Source organism: Corynebacterium sp. HMSC074C05, from assembly GCF_001838325.1.
In the GTDB taxonomy this organism is placed as follows: domain Bacteria; phylum Actinomycetota; class Actinomycetes; order Mycobacteriales; family Mycobacteriaceae; genus Corynebacterium; species Corynebacterium amycolatum.
In genome coordinates, this window is the sequence record NZ_KV836291.1 from 111,738 (window position 1) to 131,135 (window position 19,398).

At 59.7% G+C, this 19,398-nt stretch carries 18 protein-coding genes; 16 read left to right on the forward strand and 2 right to left on the reverse strand.

What is annotated here, in order from left to right; all coding sequences use genetic code 11:
• Positions 1–12 precede the first annotated feature (12 nt).
• Positions 13–1,719, reverse strand: a complete 1,707-nt coding sequence (locus HMPREF3042_RS05885; RefSeq protein ID WP_049190029.1) for a hypothetical protein — start codon at positions 1,717–1,719, stop codon at positions 13–15.
• Positions 1,720–2,014: 295 nt separating this feature from the next.
• Between HMPREF3042_RS05885 and hisD the strand changes: the two genes are divergently transcribed.
• The 4 genes from hisD (at position 2,015) to HMPREF3042_RS05910 (ending at position 6,899) form a co-directional block, all read left to right on the forward strand.
• The gene (gene hisD / locus HMPREF3042_RS05890; protein ID WP_070856485.1) at positions 2,015–3,367 is read left to right on the forward strand and encodes a histidinol dehydrogenase; all 1,353 of its coding nucleotides are present in this window, start codon (positions 2,015–2,017) and stop codon (positions 3,365–3,367) included.
• Positions 3,367–4,509, forward strand: a complete 1,143-nt coding sequence (locus HMPREF3042_RS05895; RefSeq protein ID WP_070545583.1) for a histidinol-phosphate transaminase — start codon at positions 3,367–3,369, stop codon at positions 4,507–4,509. The genes hisD and HMPREF3042_RS05895 overlap by 1 nt, the downstream gene beginning before the upstream one ends.
• A 45-nt stretch (positions 4,510–4,554) precedes the next feature.
• Positions 4,555–5,193 carry an imidazoleglycerol-phosphate dehydratase HisB gene (gene hisB, locus HMPREF3042_RS05900; RefSeq protein WP_070438967.1) on the forward strand — a complete coding sequence of 213 codons (639 nt, stop codon included), beginning with the start codon at positions 4,555–4,557 and terminating at the stop codon, positions 5,191–5,193.
• A gap of 284 nt (positions 5,194–5,477) precedes the next feature.
• On the forward strand, positions 5,478–6,899 hold the full coding sequence (locus HMPREF3042_RS05910; RefSeq protein WP_070856487.1) for an MFS transporter: 1,422 nt from the start codon (positions 5,478–5,480) through the stop codon (positions 6,897–6,899).
• A 108-nt stretch (positions 6,900–7,007) separates the two neighbouring features.
• On the opposite strand, the gene HMPREF3042_RS05915 is transcribed toward HMPREF3042_RS05910, so the two are convergent.
• Entirely contained in the window at positions 7,008–7,631 is a 624-nt protein-coding gene (locus HMPREF3042_RS05915) for an arsenate-mycothiol transferase ArsC (protein WP_070856490.1), read from the reverse strand.
• 189 nt (positions 7,632–7,820) lie between these two features.
• On the opposite strand from HMPREF3042_RS05915, the gene hisH reads away from it, so the two are divergent.
• The 12 genes from hisH to pyk all read left to right on the forward strand — a co-directional run bounded on the left by hisH (position 7,821) and on the right by pyk (position 19,295).
• Positions 7,821–8,519 carry an imidazole glycerol phosphate synthase subunit HisH gene (gene hisH, locus HMPREF3042_RS05920; protein WP_070856492.1) on the forward strand — a complete coding sequence of 233 codons (699 nt, stop codon included), beginning with the start codon at positions 7,821–7,823 and terminating at the stop codon, positions 8,517–8,519.
• Between the two features lie 148 nt (positions 8,520–8,667).
• Positions 8,668–9,402, forward strand: coding sequence for a bifunctional 1-(5-phosphoribosyl)-5-((5-phosphoribosylamino)methylideneamino)imidazole-4-carboxamide isomerase/phosphoribosylanthranilate isomerase PriA (priA, locus tag HMPREF3042_RS05925; RefSeq protein WP_070856493.1), 735 nt, complete (start codon positions 8,668–8,670; stop codon positions 9,400–9,402).
• Positions 9,403–9,504: 102 nt separating this feature from the next.
• A complete protein-coding gene (locus HMPREF3042_RS05930) occupies positions 9,505–10,317 on the forward strand; it encodes an inositol monophosphatase family protein (RefSeq protein WP_048734639.1) in 813 nt (270 codons plus the stop codon).
• 83 nt (positions 10,318–10,400) lie between these two features.
• A complete protein-coding gene (hisF, locus tag HMPREF3042_RS05935) occupies positions 10,401–11,177 on the forward strand; it encodes an imidazole glycerol phosphate synthase subunit HisF (protein WP_070566039.1) in 777 nt (258 codons plus the stop codon).
• Entirely contained in the window at positions 11,174–11,572 is a 399-nt protein-coding gene (gene hisI, locus HMPREF3042_RS05940; protein WP_005510296.1) for a phosphoribosyl-AMP cyclohydrolase, read from the forward strand. Before hisF ends, hisI begins: the two co-directional genes overlap by 4 nt.
• Positions 11,573–11,683: 111 nt before the next feature.
• On the forward strand, positions 11,684–13,228 hold the full coding sequence (locus tag HMPREF3042_RS05945; RefSeq protein ID WP_070856496.1) for an anthranilate synthase component I: 1,545 nt from the start codon (positions 11,684–11,686) through the stop codon (positions 13,226–13,228).
• 7 nt (positions 13,229–13,235) lie between these two features.
• Positions 13,236–13,886, forward strand: coding sequence for a TIGR02234 family membrane protein (locus HMPREF3042_RS05950; protein WP_070856498.1), 651 nt, complete (start codon positions 13,236–13,238; stop codon positions 13,884–13,886).
• 4 nt (positions 13,887–13,890) lie between these two features.
• The gene (gene trpC, locus HMPREF3042_RS05955) at positions 13,891–14,697 is read left to right on the forward strand and encodes an indole-3-glycerol phosphate synthase TrpC (protein ID WP_070841030.1); all 807 of its coding nucleotides are present in this window, start codon (positions 13,891–13,893) and stop codon (positions 14,695–14,697) included.
• Between the two features lie 148 nt (positions 14,698–14,845).
• Positions 14,846–16,135 (forward strand): tryptophan synthase subunit beta, encoded by a 1,290-nt coding sequence (trpB, locus tag HMPREF3042_RS05960; RefSeq protein WP_005510336.1) that lies wholly within the window; start codon positions 14,846–14,848, stop codon positions 16,133–16,135.
• On the forward strand, positions 16,136–16,915 hold the full coding sequence (trpA, locus tag HMPREF3042_RS05965; protein WP_070429589.1) for a tryptophan synthase subunit alpha: 780 nt from the start codon (positions 16,136–16,138) through the stop codon (positions 16,913–16,915). It abuts the gene before it with no gap.
• 7 nt (positions 16,916–16,922) lie between these two features.
• Positions 16,923–17,846, forward strand: a complete 924-nt coding sequence (lgt, locus tag HMPREF3042_RS05970) for a prolipoprotein diacylglyceryl transferase (RefSeq protein WP_070851325.1) — start codon at positions 16,923–16,925, stop codon at positions 17,844–17,846.
• 33 nt (positions 17,847–17,879) lie between these two features.
• Positions 17,880–19,295: a pyruvate kinase gene (gene pyk, locus HMPREF3042_RS05975; RefSeq protein WP_038625706.1), complete on the forward strand. Its 1,416-nt coding sequence runs from the start codon at positions 17,880–17,882 to the stop codon at positions 19,293–19,295.
• Positions 19,296–19,398 lie beyond the last annotated feature (103 nt).

Below are 19,398 nucleotides of genomic sequence, written 5' to 3' on the forward strand. Positions count from 1 at the left end.
CCGGATGCGCTGTTAATCCGGGTTTGAAAAGCTACGCATTAGTTCACGAACTTCATCGCGCACCGGGTGATCCGGGCCGACTAGGTCGCCGATGCGAATCGCGAACCGGCGGGCGCGTTCCTCATTGTTATCACTAGCAGCAGCACGCACCGCGATAGTCAGTGTGCGGGCCGCGTCGGCAGGGGCGTGGGCTTCTAAGAAAAGCTCGGCAGCTTCGTCGGAGTACTTGTACACGCCGTCGTTGTCCCACACAGACCAGCACAGCAGCGCCTGCGCTTCGTGCCACTTGGCCGATTCCCAGGACCCAACCACGTAGCCACGTGAGCGTTCCATCAGGTGGTCGGTCAACTCACTTGTGGCGCCCACGTTACTGAGTGATAGTGCGGCATTCATCAGAGTTTCCGCAGGTGAAATCGGTGACGAGTATCCGGCACGAATATCGGCCAGCGCGTCGAAGAGCACTGCCGCATGTTCAGTATTTCCCTCTTGGACTGCCGATTCCGCCGCAATAGCACAGGAAAAATCAGTACGCGCGGAATCCTGGGTAGGCTCAGACCACTTTGCAACCGACTCCGCTTCCTGGCCGGCGTGGCGGAAATCTCCGAGCTCGTACAGTGCCGTTGCCTTCAGCAGCGCGATTTCCATGGTGACTTCACAGTCGGGGTAGTCTTCTGACACGTCCTGGGCGCGCTGAGTCAGCTTCAGCATCTCCTCGGCATCGGGTTTGTTGTGTGCGACCTCGAAGTTGATGTCTGCCATCTCACGAACCGCGAGAATATAGTCAGTGTCCAGTCTGTGCTGGTCCGCGACTGCCACGTTGTTCGACAGCATTCGGAACGCGGTATCGCTATTACCGGTCTCTATCGAGTACCGTGCCAAATTCTGCCTCAGCTCAAGGCCCGCGATTACGGAGCGGTTACCGATTGCATTGAGCTGTGAGGCGCAAAGTCGCGCTGCGTCGACGACCTTCCCGGCTCGGTGCAGCAGTGATGCCTCCGTTAGAGTCTTCGCCAGCGCAATCGACTCAAACTTATCCTCATTCGGCAGTGCCCGAATCATCTCGTGCAGCTCCTGTGCCAAGTCCTCACGGTTGACCTTTCGCAAGGCGCTCGCAATCCGAATCAGCGCGTCAGTCAGTGCCGCCCGCTTCTTCCACTGGCGGGGGCTAAACGGTTCATCCGCTTCTTCGCTTGCCGACGATTCCTGCGGCCGCAGCCCATCCGCATCCGTGGTCACCGCGCTGTGACTGCTGGTTGGGGCATCCAGATCGTCGGCAAGCACGAGTGCCCGGTACGAGGTGATTTCCCTGCTCATGCGTGCGATGAGGGGGATTTCGGTCTCTGCGGCAGCAGAGGTTGGACCATCGGCGATAAAGGTGGTGTAGCGGCGGGCTTCGTCTGCTGCCAGCCGTGCCCGGGCGCGCCAGTACTCCGGCACATTGTCGTTATCGGATGCCCATACCATCCAGTTCAGGGCGGCATCGTGCGCAGCTGTCATCATGCCGAGCGATTCGGTGACCTCGCGGACTATGCGGTAAAACGCGCCGACGTGTTCGGTAACGCCGTGGGCTTCCGGAGCAGAAAAGAGTTGTGGGTTGTAGAAATGATGCGCGAAAACTGATTCCAGTTGGCGCGTGGCCAGGGAATTGTCGGCTGCGGTCGCATCTGCGTAGGCTGCGACGAGCTCCGGCAAATCCGGGCTGTTTCCTTCCTGGTTCAACAGCTGACCTTTCTACGACTGGTTACTACTTTCCTTAACACTGTAATGGGTCACTGTGGCGGAGCTAACTTGCGCCACAGTATGAGGGGTTAAATGGGGCAATCGGTATGAACCGGGCGTGAGAAAGATATGCTTAGTTCATACTCAAGGGTGCCTTTAAGGGCGAATAGTAGCGAAAACCGTGGATAAAGTCTTTGGCTTGACCCAGATTTTCAATACTTTGTTGTCATTTCTTTGTCACTCTGAAGTGCTCACGTATGAATCCATCGTGCGAATAGGCGGTTACTAATTAATTATGTTGTCCACTATTGATCTTCGCGGTCAGACTCCCACCACCGCCACTCTGCGTCGAGTGTTGCCGCGCGGTGCGGCAGACGTTGATTCCATGATTCCCACGGTCAAACCCGTTGTCGATGACGTGGCAGCCCGTGGTGTGGAAGCGGCGATGGAGTACTCCGAGAAGTTCGACCGTATTCGTCCGGCATCCATGCGCGTTCCAGCGGAGGTTATCGATGCCGCGGAAGCCGCGCTGGAAGACGACGTCCGCTCTGCTCTGCAGGAGTCCATTGGGCGCGTGCGCGCGTTCCACGCTGCTCAGAAGCCGAATGACAAGACTGTTGAAATTCTTCCCGGCGGCATTGTCCGTGAGAAGTGGATTCCGATTTCGCGCGTCGGTCTTTACGTCCCCGGGGGCAACGCCGTCTACCCGTCGTCTGTATTGATGAACGTCATCCCAGCTCAGGAAGCTGGTGTGGAGTCCCTCGTCGTCGCCTCTCCGCCGCAGGCCGACAACGACGGCTGGCCGCACCCGACCATCCTGGCTGCCTGCAAGCTGCTTGGCATGACCGAGGTGTGGGCCGTCGGCGGTGCACAGGCCGTCGCACTGCTCGCATACGGCGATGAAAATGAGAGCCTCGAGCCGGTCGACATGGTCACCGGTCCGGGCAACATCTTCGTTACCGCCGCTAAACGCCTGTGCCGCTCGGTCGTCGGTATCGACGCCGAAGCTGGTCCGACCGAAATCGCCATTCTTGCAGATAACGCCGCTGATCCTGTCTCCGTCGCCTACGACCTGATTTCCCAGGCAGAGCACGACATCATGGCCGCCAGCGTACTTATTACCGACGACGCCGATTTCGCCGCCGCTGTCGACCGCGAGGTCGAAAACCGCTACGAGGTCACCATGAACGCCGACCGCGTTCGTGAGGCGCTCACCGGCAAGCAGTCTGGCATCGTGCTTGTCGACGACATGAATATCGGCATCCAGGTTGCAGATGCCTACGCCGCTGAGCACCTGGAGATCCACACCGAAAACGCACAGGCCGTTGCCGAACGCATTACCAACGCTGGCGCAATCTTCATCGGTCGCTTTTCGCCGGTGCCGCTGGGCGATTACTCGGCTGGCTCCAACCACGTGTTGCCGACCTCCGGTACCGCCCGCCACGCCTCGGGGCTGTCAACGCACACCTTCCTCAAGTCGGTCCACATGATTGACTACAACGAGGCCGCGTTGAAGGAAGTTGCCGACAGCGTAGTAGTCCTGGCCAACGAAGAACGACTGCCAGCGCACGGCGAGGCCATCCGCGCCCGCTTTGAGACGCTTCTCGGCTCTGAGAGCAATGGCGCAGAAAAGGGGAACGACAACTAATGAGCAACCAGCCTGAGAACCAGTCACAGCAGTCGGTAGCCAAGTTGGTGCTGGCAGATTTGCCACTGCGCGACGAACTGCGCGGCGAGGAAGCCTACGGTGCTCCGCAGCTCGACGTCGATGTTCGCCTGAACACCAACGAAAACCCGTACCCGCCATCCGATGACCTCATCGCCGACCTGGTGGCGCAAGTGGAGAAGGTCGCCTCTGACCTCAACCGCTACCCGGACCGTGACGCAGTAGTACTGCGCAGCGCACTCGCCGACTATGTCACCCGCCAGACCGGCGTGGACATCACCGTTGACCAGGTATGGGCTGCCAACGGCTCCAACGAGATTCTCCAGCAGCTGCTGCAGGCATTCGGCGGGCCAGGGCGCAGCGCAATGGGGTTTGTGCCCAGTTACTCAATGCACCCAATCCTCTCGTCCGGCACGCAGACGGAGTTTATCGGCATCGACCGCGACCCGGAGACCTTCGACATCGACATGGATAGTGCGCTCGCGGCAATTGCCGAGCACCGTCCTGACGTCATCTTCATCACGACGCCGAACAACCCGACTGGCAACCTGACTACGCTCGCTGACTTGCGCCGCATTATTGAAGCCGCGCCGGGCATCGTCATTGTCGATGAGGCCTACGCCGAGTTCACTGAGGAGCCGTCGGCGACAACGCTGCTGGTTGAGTTCCCGTCGAAGCTGGTTGTCTCCCGCACGATGAGCAAGGCTTTCGACTTCGCAGGAGGCCGCCTCGGCTACTTCGTTGCTAACCCGGCATTTATTGATGCTGTGATGCTCGTACGTCTGCCATACCACCTGTCGACGTTGACACAGGCCGCAGCCACAGTTGCACTTCGCCACTCGGATGCGACGCTGTCGACCGTCGCAAAGCTTGCCGACGAGCGTGACCGCGTCGTAGCCGCCCTGAACAGCTATGGCTACGACGTGATTGACTCGTACTCGAACTTTGTCTTCTTCGGTCGTTTCGCCGATGCCTCGACGGCATGGCAGAGCTTCTTGGACGAGGGAGTACTCATCCGCGATGTTGGCGTGCCCGGTCGTTTGCGTGCCACTATTGGTCTGCCCAGTGAAAATGATGCACTGCTGGCGGCGGCCAAGAAATTGGCAGCGACCGCGCTGGCTTAAGCGAAATGCTGCTGGTACATCCCACTATAAGGAGAAATCTGACTTATGCACGCCAGTGATAAGGACCATCTGAAGGCAGAGCGCACTGAGCGCGTTGGCCGTATCGAGCGCGCCACCCGCGAATCGAGCATCGTCTGCTCGGTGAATCTCGATGGCACCGGCAAGGCCGATATTTCGACCGGTCTGCCGTTCTTCGACCACATGTTGACCGCTTTCGGCTCCCACGGCAGCTTCGACCTGACTGTGCACGCCAACGGCGACACCGAGGTCGATGCGCACCACACGGTGGAGGACACCGGCATTGTGATGGGGCAGGCCTTCGCCCAGGCGTTGGGGGACAAGTCTGGTATTCGTCGCTTTGGTGACTGCTATATCCCGATGGATGAAACGCTGGCACACGCAGTGGTTGATGTGTCTGGTCGCCCGTACTTCGTTGGCACTGGCGAACCAGAGCAGATGTTGACTGCCGTCATTGGTGGTCACTACGCAACGGTTATCAATGAGCATTTCTTTGAGTCCTTCGCCCTAAATGCCCGTATTGCGCTGCATGTTCGCTGTCTCTACGGGCGCGATCCGCACCACATCACCGAGGCTGAGTACAAGGCTGTGGCCCGTGCCCTGCGTGCTGCCGTCGAGGACGACCCGCGCGTCCACGGTGTGCCGTCGACCAAGGGCACTCTGTAGGTCGCAGCTGAAGTAGACGGCCGCTGTAGGAAACCGGAAAATCCGCCTTAGCTGGCATTTTAGGGGAATCGATGGTAACAACGTCTGTAGACGTGCTTTTAGCGCAGGTGTCTACCGCATCGACGCTGAGCACTTATTTTTTGTTCATTGTCGCTGGTCTGCTGGTGGGCGGAACATGGTCACTCTATAAATCCGGATCGAGGGTCGGAACAATTGTCCTTGGTCTCTTATCTGTGATCGCGCTCGCCGGCGCAATTTTGTGGTTGATAGGAGTGATGGAGTAAATGGCGTCCCGGGTGATGGACCGCAGGCAGTTGGACGAACTGGACAGCATGTGGAAAGCGCCCGGACTAGTACCTACGCTAGTCGCCGTGATGGCCGCCTTCGGTGGCTGGTCACTCCTCATGCCTGTCATTCCGCAGGCAATTCTTGACGATGGCGGTGGAACCTCGCTCGCCGGTGCCTACACCGGTGTTTTTATGGCCGCTACCGTTCTCACACAGACGCAGACTCCACGTATGTGTCGCCGTCTTGGCTACGGCATGACCATGCTGATTTCAGGTCTGTTTCTGGGCTTGCCGACGATTCTGCACATCTTTGGCACCGATGCTGCTTTGGTGCTCATCATTGCGGTTCTCCGCGGTATGGGCTTCGGTGCGTTGACTGTCGCCGAGTCCGCATTGATTGCCGAGCTAGTGCCAATGAAATTTCTGGGTAAGGCCTCTGGCGTTCTCGGTGTGGCAGTTGGTTTATCTGAGCTCATTTTCTTGCCACTAGGACTAATCATTGCGGACAAGACGGGTTCTTACACCCCTGTTTATGTCTTGGGCGCCGTCATCTCGCTTGTCGGTTCGTTGATGGCACTCTTTATCCCGAAGATTAAGCCAGCGCCGAAGGAGGGCAAGGGCGGCAAGGAAGACGTCGGCGATCCTGTGCCCGGATCTGCAGCAACTCAGCCGAGCCCAGTTGAGCACGTTGCCACTTGGAAGCTGGTGGCCATTCCCGCGCTTGCAATTTGCACGATTGCTATGGGCTTCGGTGGTATTTCCGCTTTCCTTGCACCGGCAGCTCGAGAGGTTGATGCTGTTTCTGGTGCAATTGTCGCTGGTCTGGCGCTATCGGTTCTCGGTGGCGCGCAGATGGTATTCCGTTACTTCGCAGGAATCTACGCCGACCGTAAGTCCGAGGCTGGAATTCTGCTGATTCCGGCATTGATCAGTGGTTTTATTGGCCTGCTGATGATGTCCGGCGTGGTTCTCTTTGATCTGTCGGCCTGGCTGCTGCTGGTCGCTGCCATTTTCTACGGCGCGGGCTTCGGCATTGTGCAAAATGAGGCTCTGCTGCTGATGTTTGCCCGCCTGCCGCGTGACCGTACTGCTGAGGCCAGTGCCTTCTGGAACATGTCCTTTGACTCGGGCACAGGTATCGGCTCGTTCGTTCTGGGAGCCGTAGCTGCGGCTGCACTCCGTCCGTACCCGGCTGTCTTTGCCTTTGCAGCAGCTCTGCTGGCAGTTGGCCTCATTGGTGCGGTGCTCGACCGAATCATCGGAAAGCACCGCGTGGCGGAGTACCACAACACCCGCGCTACGCTGCGTCGTCTGGGAGATGCCGTGAAGCGTCATACGCCGGAGGCAGCCGTGCGTGTTGCCCGCCCGGCAAAGAACGCAGTGACGCGCTTGACGGTTCGGGACCGCAAGAAGAAGTAACTACATAAAAAGAGACGTTAGAAAAAGAGTGGCTGCGCTAGTCCTAGCGCAGCCACTCTTTTTTGGTTAATAAATGCAACCCCCCGGTGTGTGATCAGCCGTGCCTGTTTACGCGACGGCGACGTCCATCTCGGTGAAGAGAGACCGCAGGCGGGTTTCGATATCGTCGATAAGCGACTGGAGCTCGTCGTCTGTGAGCTGGTCCGGATCCGCGACATCCCATTCCACGTAGCGGTCGCCGGGGACTGCTGGTGTCTCGTCGATGCCCATGAGTACGACAACATCAGCGCGGTGGGAAACACGGGGAGTAATCGCCTTTTGGGTGAGGCGTGAGGTGTCCACGCCGCGGTCGCGAAGAGCCGCGACGACGCGCGGGTTCAGGCCATCCTCTGGGTTGAGGCCGATAGTGCGGATAAAGACTCCATCACCAACCAGGTGGTAGGCCAGGGCAGTGGCAATCTGGCTGCGGCCGGAACCACGGCTATCGGCAAAGAGAATCTCTTGGCGCGGGGCGAAGTCCTTGCATCCGCTCTCGGCCTTGATGCGCTCGGTGGCCTCGCGTTCGGCGAGGACGGGGAGGAAGTTAGTCACCTTCGCAGAGCCGGACAGCTCTGCAATGACATCGTCGAGGATGGAATCGATGGTCGCAGCGTCGCAGGCTGCACCGTAGAGCCGGTGAAGGTCCTCGCGGACAATGGCAAATGATTTACTAAGAACGGATGCGGTAGTCATAGCGTCTGAGTCTCTCTGTGAAAAAGTAATCAGGGGTATTAGGGATAAATCAATAACGTAGTTAACCTGTTGTTAACCGTGAGTTTACCAAAGTATTCGGTGGGCGTATACCAGCGCTTTTGCCTGTCCAGGCAGTTTTCTTGGGGTAAATGGGAAACATCGATTCCCAGCGCCTTAAAATGTCCAACTATGGAACAAGTCTCACCTTCGACGAAGACCCCAACTGTTGCCATCCTTGATTACGGCTCCGGTAATTTGCGTTCAGCTGAGCGCGCTGTGGCCACCGCGGGTGCCGAGGTTATTGTGACCGCCGATCCGAAGACCGTGATGGAGGCCGATGGTCTCCTCGTTCCCGGCGTCGGTGCCTATGCCGCATGCATGGAGGGTTTGCATCGAGTGCAAGGGCCGCGCCTGATTGGTTCTCGACTCGCAGGTGGTCGGCCGGTGATGGGAATCTGCGTTGGTATGCAGGTGCTCTTTGATCGCGGCGTCGAGTACGCCGACGGCATCCATGCAGCGGAGACCGACGCATCCGCAGCTGTCACCGGCACCCCGGGTTGTGGTGAATGGCCCGGTACTGTCGAGCGCCTCGAGGCGTCGATTCTGCCGCACATGGGCTGGAACACGGTTGAAGTGCCGGAAGGTTCAAAGATGTTTAAGGGGCTGGAGGGTCAGCGTTTTTACTTCGTCCATTCCTACGGTGTGCGCACGTGGGACCTTGATACGGATTCTCGCATCGCTCCGCCGCTGGTGACGTGGTCTGCCCACGAATCCGATCGGTTTATCGCAGCCGTGGAAAACGGTCCGCTGTGGGCCACGCAGTTCCACCCTGAGAAGTCTGGCGAAGCAGGGTTGAAGCTGCTGCAGAACTGGGTGGACACGCTGTAGTTGCCCAATCGGTAGTATCTGCCCTAACCGCACTACCTGGTAGGTGACGGAATTTCGCCACCTAGACCACCTATACTGAGATAACTAGCAACAAGCGTCGTGGCGACTATGGCCACAACGCCCAAAAGTCGAAGAGAGTAGAGCCCCCATGAGTTTGACCCTGCTGCCCGCTGTAGACGTAGCCGATGGCCAGGCTGTGCGCCTTGTTCAGGGTGCTGCTGGAACCGAGACTTCCTACGGTGCACCGCTGGAAGCTGCCGTGAATTGGCAGAACGCAGGCGCTGAGTGGATCCACCTGGTCGACCTCGACGCCGCGTTCGGCCGCGGTTCGAACTACGACCTGCTTGCCGACGTCGTGGGCAAGCTCGACGTGAAGGTGGAGCTCTCCGGCGGTATCCGTGACAACGCTTCGCTCGAGGCTGCGCTGGCCACCGGCTGTGCCCGCGTCAATATTGGCACCGCCGCACTGGAGAACCCGGAGTGGTGCCGCGAGGTTATCGCCAACTACGGCGACCGTGTGGCAATCGGTCTGGACGTTCTTAACGAAGAGGGGCAGTGGCGCCTGCGCGGTCGCGGCTGGGTCTCCGACGGTGGTGACCTCTGGGAGGTGCTGGAGCGCCTGGATGCCCAGGGGGCATCCCGTTTCGTGGTGACTGACGTCTCCAAGGACGGCACCCTGCAGGGGCCGAATGTGGAACTGCTGCGCGAGGTCGCCGCTGCTACCGATGCTCCAATCGTCGCTTCCGGCGGTGTCAGTAGCCTGGACGACATTGCAGCTATTGCCACGCTGGTCGATGAGGGCGTTGACTCCGCAATTGTGGGTAAGGCTCTCTACGCAGGGCGTTTCACCCTTGAAGAGGCCCTGGCAGTAGCCCGCGGCTAAAGAGAACACTTTCGTGGCCGGGCCGGGGAAACGTCGTCAAGCGAAAGCGTTAACGAGCAAACGGCACCCCGGCTGAGACGGCGGATGAAGGACTTAGAAAGTATGGATGCCCTGGAACCGCGGGCGATGCTCGCTATTGCTGAAGCGGCGCTCGATGAGGTTGAAGGCCTGTTCACACAGCAGGTGGGCGCGGATCCGGTTGTCATGAAGCCGCGCGGAGATTTCGCGACGGAGACCGACCTGGAAATTGAGCGTCGTCTACGCCAGCTCCTCACGCAGTATTCTGGCTTGCCCGTCTACGGCGAGGAATTCGGCGGCAAAGTCCCTGAGGAACATACCGCCTGGGTCATCGATCCGATTGACGGCACCACGAACTATTCCAACGGCTTTCCGCTGTGTGCCATGCTGCTCACACTCATGCACGAGGGGGAGCCGGTGGTCGGCATCACCTCCATGCCTCTGCTGCGCCGTCGTATCACCGCAGCTAAGGGTAGCGGCACGTTTGTCAACGGCCGTCGCGTCAACATCGATGCCGAGGCTGGCCGTCCGGTTTCGATTGCCTTTGGGTCCGTCATCGCGAGTACTGACGGCACACTCCCACGCAAGTGGCGCCAACTGCTGCTGTCAAAGGTGGGCGAGCGCTATCCGACGATCCGAATTACCGGCTCTGTCGGAGTGGACTTGGGCTCCACCGCGATGGGGGCATTCGGCGGCACCGTGACTTTCTCGCCGCATGTGTGGGATAACGCAGCTGGTGTACTGCAGATTTCCGAAGCCGGTGGCGTGGTCACGGACTTGGCGGGCAATCCCTGGCGACATGATTCGGTAGGCGTGCTGGCGGGAACTCGAGATGTTCATGCCACGCTGCGGTCGATTATTGACCAACTGGGTCGTCCGGAGACTTTCCGGAGCTAAAACGTGGGCAATGCCCCGAGCTGGGTGGTTGCGCAAACCGTCGAGCCACAATTTTGAGCTAACACGAGGAGAACTTAAAAACTATGTCTCTGGCAGTACGCGTGATTCCTTGCCTGGATGTCAACAATGGGCGGGTCGTCAAGGGGGTTAACTTTGAGAATCTCCGTGATGCCGGCGATCCGGTGGAGCTGGCCCGCCGCTATGGCGAGGAGGGTGCTGATGAGCTGACCTTCCTGGATGTCACGGCTTCCAAGGATGGCCGTGGCACCATGCTCGAAGTGGTGCGCCGCACCGCGAGTGAGGTCTTCATTCCGCTGACGGTTGGCGGTGGCGTGCGCAGCGTCGAGGATGTCGATCAGCTGCTCCGCGCCGGAGCCGACAAGGTCAGTGTCAATACCGCTGCGATTGCACGCCCGGAACTGCTCAGCGAGCTGTCGCGTCGTTTCGGCGCGCAGTGCGTCGTCCTGTCGGTGGATGCCCGCCGTGTTCCCGAGGGAGGCACGCCCCAGCCGTCGGGCTTCGAGGTCACTACGCATGGTGGTTCCCGCTCGGCCGGAATCGACGCCGTCGAGTGGGCGCGCCGCGGCGAGGAACTCGGTGTCGGCGAGATTCTTCTGAACTCCATGGACGGCGACGGCACCAAGGACGGCTTCGACCTGGAGCTGCTGGAGAAAGTCCGCGCTGCCGTCGACGTCCCGGTGATCGCCTCTGGCGGTGCGGGTAAGGCCGAGCACTTTCCGCCAGCAGTGCGCGCCGGTGCCAACGCGGTTTTGGCCGCATCCATTTTCCACTTCGGCGAGGTCAGCATTGCTGAGGTTAAGGAAGAGATGGCCCGCGAGGGAATCGAGGTGCGCCAGTGACTGGTCTAGCCCCGGGCGCGGCAGCTCACGGCGCCGGAGATGATCCGCGTGAGTACACGCTCCCGGCGGACATCGCGAACATCGCCAAGTTCAACGCTGACGGCTTGATTCCCGCCATCGTGCAGGAAGAATCCACTGGCCGCGTGCTCATGATGGCCTGGATGGATTCCCACGCCCTGGCGTACACCATCGCTACCAAACGCGGCACCTACTGGTCGCGCTCCCGATCGGAGTACTGGATTAAGGGTCTGACCAGTGGTCATTTCCAGACGGTGACATCGCTGGCGTTGGACTGCGATGGCGATACCGTGCTGATGCAGGTGGTGCAGGATGGCGCCGCATGTCACACTGGCTCGCACAGCTGCTTTGACGTGCATCCCGTGTTCGAGGACTAGGCGGTCAACCGTGGCTGCCGAGGTGGGGATTTCGTCGTCAAGCGCGCCCACCTCCGGTGAAGTCCGGGGTTAAGTGATGTGCAATCCGGGGTGCGTGGCACAATAGCGGCTATGACTCGTATCACCATGACCACGCGTGAGCGCTTCCGCGAACTGGCTGCACATCATCGGGTCGTACCCGTGGTTCGCAAGGTTTTGGCGGACGGCGAAACGGCGCTGTCGGCCTACCGCAAGCTTGCGGCCGATCGTCCCGGCACCTTCTTGCTGGAGTCCTCCGATGTGGGGCAGTCGTGGTCGCGCTGGTCATTTATCGGTTGCGGCAGTCGCGCCGCGCTGACGGTGGATGATGCGGGGGAGGCAACCTGGATTGGCAATGCGCCGTCGGGTGCGCCAGAGGGCGGAAATCCGTTGGATGCGCTGCGTCGTACGCTGGAGCTGCTGCACACGGAACTCCCGCTTGCCGACGATGCCTCGGTGCCCAAGCTCACCTCTGGTCTTGTCGGCTACTTCGGGCATGACATTGTCCGCTACATCGAGCCACAACTGCCGGATACCACTGACAATGATTTGCAGATTCCGGAGCTCATGCAGCTGCTGGTGGAGGACCTGGCTGCTTTTGACCACCACGAGGGTGTGCTGTGGCTGATTTCCAATGCCGTCAACTGGGACGGCTCGGATGAGCGGATTGATCAGGCGTATGACACCGCCTGTGATCGTGTCAATGCGATGGTGGAGCGGTTGTCAGAGCCCTCTGATCTGCGTCCGGCGGAAGTTAGCTTCCCAGAGCCGGTGATTCGTCGCCAGCGCGCCGCCGAGGACCACATGGATCGTATTGAGCGTTGCAAGGACCACATCCGCGCCGGCGATGCGTTCCAGATTGTGCTCTCGCAGCGGTTCGAGATGGACACGCAGGCCTCCGCCTTTGATATCTACCGCATCCTGCGGGTTTCCAATCCGTCGCCCTACATGTTCCTGGTCAACGTTCCAACCAAGAACTTCTCCGATACGGCTTTCCAAATTGTCGGTTCCTCCCCGGAGTCACTCGTGGCAGTCCAGGGCAGTGAGGTCATCACCAACCCCATTGCGGGCACACGCCCGCGCGGTGCCACGGTGGAGCAGGACAATGCGCTGGAAGCTGATTTGCTGGCAGACGAGAAGGAAAATAGTGAGCATTTGATGCTCGTCGATCTTGGGCGCAATGACCTCGGACGTGTCTGCCGCCCGGGCAGTGTTGTTGTGCACGACTTCCGTCATATTGAGCGCTACAGTCACGTTATGCATCTGGTCTCTACCGTCACTGGCGAGCTTTCCAGCGACGCCACGGCTGTCGACGCATTCGCGGCCACCTTCCCAGCGGGAACGCTCTCAGGTGCGCCGAAGCCTTCCGCGCTGAGCATTATCGACAAGTTCGAAGACACTCGCCGGGGTGTTTACGGTGGCACTGTTGGATACTTTGACTTCCGGGGCAATACCGATCAGGCAATTGCCATCCGCACGGGTGTGAAGAAGGGCGATACGGTCTACGTTCAGGCCGGTGGCGGAATTGTCAGTGATTCTGACCCGGTGGCAGAGGATGAAGAGACCCGCAACAAGGCCGCGGCTGTGCTGCGAGCTGTCGCGGCAGCTGAGACACTAGTCCCAGCGGAAAGGAGCTAGGTTTTCGATGAAGTCGACAACGATGCTCTCCGGTGGCCTCATTGGTGTGGCCGCGGCGGGAATGTGGTTGTGCAGCCGAAGTGCGTGGCTGACAGTCGATACTGTTGATGACAAGTCTGGTCCGGCGACCACTGATTTGGTGGGCGCTGTCTGGGCTCCAGAGTTGACGTCGATTGCACTGGCAATGGTGGCTGCGCTGTTTGCCACCACCATTTTGGGCGCACTCGGCCGCCGTATCGTCGGTGGGCTTGCGGCGCTGCTCGCAATTGCGGCGTCGTGGACTCCGATGACTTTGCTTGCCAGCGGAGAAGACGGTGTGGACTCCCAACGGGCGCTGGATTTGTTGACATCGGGAAGCGCCTCACAGCGCGCCAGTGATGCGGTGACTGTGGCAGACTGGGCGCAGGTCGATAAGATTCAGGTACACGCGATGGGGCCAGCTCTGGCCCTGCTGTGTTGTGCATTGGCGCTGGTCGGGGCGGTATTGCTGGTGCGTCGACCGGGTGCTGTGAAGAAACAGAAGTCCAGCGCGTATGAGACCCCGGAGGTACGCCGTCAGCGTATCGCCGAGGATCTGGAGGAAGACCCGCAGTCGGGTCGAGTTCTGTGGGATGCTTTGGATGCCGGTGTAGATCCTACGGATCTGGATAAGGAGTAAGGCCGTGGCTAACGTTCTGGACAAGATTATTGAGGGCGTGCGGGAAGATCTCGCTGCTCGGGAAGCCAAGATTTCCTACCGTGAAATCAAGGAGCTCTCGCTGAAGGCACCGTCGCCGATTGATGCCGTGGCGGCACTGGCAAAGCCTGGGGTGCAGGTGATTGCAGAGGTCAAGCGTGCCTCTCCGTCAAAAGGAGAGCTGGCTGACATCCCCTCGCCGGAAGTTTTGGCGGCAGAGTACGAGCAGGGTGGTGCGGCTGTCATTTCCTGTCTGACTGAGGAGCGCCGCTTCCGCGGTTCGCTCGCTGACCTCGATGCCGTGCGCCGCGCGGTGAACATTCCGGTGCTTCGCAAGGACTTCATCGTCACTCCGTACCAGGTCCATGAGGCCCGCGCGCATGGTGCTGACTTGGTGCTGTTGATGTGCTCCGCTTTAGATCAGCCGACGCTGGAGTCGCTGCTGGATCGCACCGAGTCGCTCGGTATGAACGCTCTGGTTGAGGCGCACACCGCCGAAGAGGTCGAGCGTGCCGAGGCCGCTGGTGCCAAGATCCTCGGCATCAACGCCCGCAATCTGAAGACTCTCGACGTCGACCTCTCCGTGTACGAACGTCTTGCGCCGATGCTGCCGGATCATGTTGTGAAGGTGGCAGAGTCCGGTGTCAAGGGGCCGGAGGAACTGCGCTACTACGCCTCCCACGGCGCCGACGCGGTGCTGGTGGGAGAGGGGCTGGTCACCGCGGGCAAGCCGGGTGAGGCTTGCCGACGTCTCGTTGCCGCCGGTGTTCACCCGACACTCCGCAGCGAGTAGCGATAGCCCACGGTTGCGATAATCAGCTGCATCGCACCGCGAATTTCCGCCTCATTTGGTTGTGTGTCACACCTGTTGTGCTGGCACACCACAGTTTCTTAGGCCTTATCTCCCCGCAACGGGTGGGGATAGTCCACAATAGGTAACTGTGAGTGACCAAGATTTCAAGAATCATGATGCCCGCGGTGATCGCCTGCCCACGATGGGTGAGGTTATCGCGGAGACAACGAACCACGAGTCTGATGCCATTGGGCACTGGGGTAAGTGGGGCGGCCAGTTTGTGCCGGAGGCGCTGATGGCCGTTATCGGTGAGGTCACCGATGGCTACGCGAAGGCCCGCGTTGATCAGGATTTTCTCGATGAGCTCGACCGGCTTCAGCGTACTTATGTTGGACGTCCCTCGCCGCTGTACTACGCGGAGAAGTTCTCCGCTGACATCGGCGCTGACGTCTGGCTCAAGCGCGAGGATCTGAACCATACTGGCAGCCACAAGATTAATAACGTCTTGGGCCAAGTTCTGCTTGCCAAGCGCATGGGTAAGAAGAACATCATTGCCGAGACCGGTGCCGGACAGCACGGTGTTGCAACCGCCACCGCTTGTGCGCTGCTCGGCCTTAACTGCCGTATTTACATGGGCAAGGTCGACGCGATTCGCCAGCGTCTCAATATCGCCCGCATGCGCCTGCTTGGCGCTGAGGTTATCGAGGTCGAGATTGGCTCGAAGACTCTCAAGGACGCAATCAATGAGGCCATGCGTTTTTGGGTTTCACACGCCGATGACACCTACTACTGCTTCGGCACTGCAGCCGGTCCGCACCCGTTCCCAACAATGGTGCGCGACTTCCAGCGCATCATCAGCGCCGAGGCACGCCAGCAGATTCTCGCGGAAACCGGCTCGCTTCCCGACGCTGTCGTGGCCTGTGTTGGCGGCGGTTCTAATGCAATCGGCGCGTTCCACCACTTCATCGATGATGAATCGGTTCGCCTGATTGGCGCTGAAGCTGGCGGCGATGGTGTTGAGACCGGTCGCCACGCAGCCCCTATTTCGGCCGCCGGTAATCCGGGTGTGTTCCAGGGCTCCTTCGCCGCCCTGATGCAGAACGAGGACGGCCAGATTACAGAGTCGCATTCGATTTCTGCGGGTCTGGATTACCCGGGTGTGGGCCCGGAGCACTCTTATCTGGCTGATATTGATCGCGCGTCCTACCTGCCGGTGACCGATACCCAGGCGATGCAGGCATTCCAGGATCTGACTCGGATGGAGGGCATCCTGCCCGCTATCGAGTCCGCACACGCGGTGGCTGCCGCCCGACTCATCAGCGGTGACCTGAATGAAGAGCTGGGCCGTAAGCCGCTGATTATTGTCAATGTTTCCGGTCGCGGTGACAAGGATGTCGACACCGCTGCTAAGTGGTTTGATCTGATGGAGGAGTCCTAAATGAGTCTGAGTGACGTCTTTGACAAAGTCCGTGAGGAAAACCGCGCAGCGTTTATCGGCTACTACCCAGCGGGTTTCCCGACCACCGATAAGTCGATTGAGAACATCAAGGCGATTGTCGACGCTGGCGCCGACATCATCGAGGTTGGTCTGCCTTTCTCCGACCCGATGATGGATGGCCCAACCATTCAGGATGCCGCCAACGTGGCTCTGGATGCGGGCTTCCGCACCCGTGAGATTATGCGTGTGGTCCGCGAAGTCACCGAGCACGGCGGTACCTGTGTGGTCATGAGCTACTGGAATCCGATTCTCCAGTATGGTCCGGAGCGTTTCGCTGAGGACTTGGCCGCCGCTGGTGGTCGTGGCACCATCATCCCGGATCTCATCCCCGAGGAGGCCGGCCAATGGCAGCGTGCAGCTGAGGCCAATGGTCTGTCCAACATCATGTTGGTTGCTCCGTCATCGACCAACGAGCGTCTGCAGCTAACTGCCACCGCGTCGACCGGCTTCGTCTACGCCACTAGCCACATGGGAGTCACAGGTGCCCAGGCTAGTGTCGACTCGGCCGCCGGCAAGTTGGTTGCCCGCACGCGTGAGGTTACCGATACACCGGTGTGCGTCGGTTTGGGCGTCTCCAATGGGGAACAGGCCGCGGAGATTGCCGAGTTTGCAGATGGCGTAATCGTTGGCTCGGCACTGATCAAGGCCGCGATGAAGAGCACCGATGACCTGGTAACGCTCGCCCGTGAACTCGCCGCGGGCGTACGAGGAGAGAGCTAGCGCATTTATGAGTTCCACCCTTGTTCTCGCTGAGACTGCAACGACGTATCTGGCCAACATTCCCTCTCCGCCGCAGGGGGTGTGGCAGTTAGGGCCGCTACCACTGCGCGGTTACGCGATTTCCATCTTGGTTGGCGTACTCGTCGGCATTTACTGGATGCAGCGCCGCTACGCGGCCAGGGGTGGAGACCCGGAGTTGGTCCTCGACATTGCCATTGCGGTTATTCCTGCGGGCATTATCGGCGGCCGTCTCTACCACGTCGCCACCGACTGGGAGAAGTACTTTGGCCCCGGCGCCAATCCCGCCGATGCACTGAAGATCACCAATGGCGGTCTCGGTATTTGGGGAGCAGTGGCGCTGGGGGTGCTGGCCGCGTGGGCGGTCGCTAAGTGGCGGAAGGTGCCGTTTGCGCCAGTTCTTGACGCGGCCGCACCCGCAATCATCCTTGGTCAGGCCATTGGGCGTCTGGGCAATTGGTTCAACCAGGAACTCTACGGTGGCCCAACGTCGCTTCCATGGGGTCTGGAAATTTACCAACGAGTTGATGAGTTTGGCCGGGTTGCCCCTGTCACCGGAACGTCGACAGGCGAAGTGCTGGCCGTGGTGCATCCAACGTTCCTCTACGAGATGGTGTGGAACGTCCTCGCCTGTCTGGTCATTGTTTGGGCGGACCGAAAGTTCAAGATGGGCGGCGGTCGCGTCTTTGCACTCTATGTCGCGGCCTACACTTTGGGACGTTTCTTCATTGAACTCATGCGCGTCGATGATGCAACGCTGATATTCGGTGTGCGTATTAATAACATCACGTCGCTCGTAGTCTTTTTCTGCGCTGTAATTGCTATGTGGATTCTGCGAGCGAAGAGCCGCGAAACCGCAGCTGAAGTCAGGGGAGAGCGCGAGGCTGCTGAAGCTCACAGTGTTTCCAACTGACGCATAGCCCGTTAAGGGACTAGGCTGGAGGCCGTGCTTAGACGAACGAAGATTGTATGTACCCTCGGTCCAGCAGTTGCTTCGCTGGAGGGGATTACCGGGCTGGTCAACGCCGGCATGGATGTTGCCCGTCTGAATTTCTCTCACGGCGAGCATGAGGACCACGCTCAGAACTACCACTGGGTGCGTGAAGCATCCGATGCTACGGGACGTGCCGTCGGTATTCTCGCCGATTTGCAGGGGCCAAAGATTCGCCTCGGTCGTTTTAAGGAAGGCTCGACGTATTGGGCTGACGGCGAGATTGTGCGCATCACCGTCGACGATGTCGAAGGCACGCACGACCGCGTCTCCACCACGTACAAGAACCTCGCTGACGATGCCCGTCCGGGCGATCGCCTGCTTGTCGACGACGGTAAGGTCGGCCTGGAGTGCATCGAGGTAGATGGCAATGATGTGGTGTGCCGTGTCATCGAGGGCGGTCCGGTCTCTAACAACAAGGGTGTTTCCCTGCCGGGGATGAACATCTCGGTGCCGGCTCTGTCGGAGAAGGATATCGCCGACCTGCGCTTCGCTCTGAAGCTGGGTGTGGACTTCATTGCGCTGTCCTTCGTCCGTTCGCCTTCCGACGTCGAACTGGTCCATGCAGTCATGGATGAGGTTGGCCGTCGTGTCCCGATTATCGCCAAGCTGGAGAAGCCAGAGGCAGTCGAGTCTCTTGAGGCGATTATCCTGGCCTTCGATGCCGTGATGGTTGCTCGTGGCGACCTCGGTGTTGAGGTGCCGCTGGAAGATGTTCCGCTGGTTCAGAAGCGCGCTATTCAGATTGCCCGCGAGAACGCCAAGCCGGTCATCGTAGCCACCCAGATGCTCGACTCCATGATTTCGAATTCGCGCCCGACTCGTGCGGAGGCCTCCGACGTGGCCAACGCTGTGCTCGATGGTGCAGATGCCGTGATGCTTTCGGGTGAGACCTCAATTGGTAAGTACCCGCAGGCCACGGTGAAGACTATGGCTCGTATCGTTACCGCCGCTGAGCGCGAGGGGGAAGTTCCTGCGCTGACTCACATGCCGCGCACTAAGCGTGGTGTTATTTCCTACGCAGCTCGCGATATTGGTGAGCGCTTGAATGCCCGCGCTATGGTTGCTTTCACCACCTCGGGTGATACCGCTCGCCGTGTGGCACGCTTGCACTCTCGCCTGCCGCTGCTGGTATTCACTCCGAATCAGCAGGTTCGTTCGCAGCTTGCGCTGACGTGGGGCGCGGAGACCTTCTTGGTGCGCGAGGTTAACAGCACGGATGAGATCATGCAGGTCATCGATGAGCAGCTCTTGACCATGGAAAACTACAACGCTGGTGACACGCTGGTCGTTGTTGCTGGTACCCCTCCAGGAAATGAGGGCAATACCAACATGATTCACGTCCACGTTATTGGCGAGGACGCACGCTAGCTCTTTGGCACGTTTGAAAAGCCGGTAAGCCCTTTTGGGGCTTACCGGCTTTTTTGCTAGAGCCTTTCGACCTGGGCTGTCTTTTCGGCCCGGTGTGCGGTGG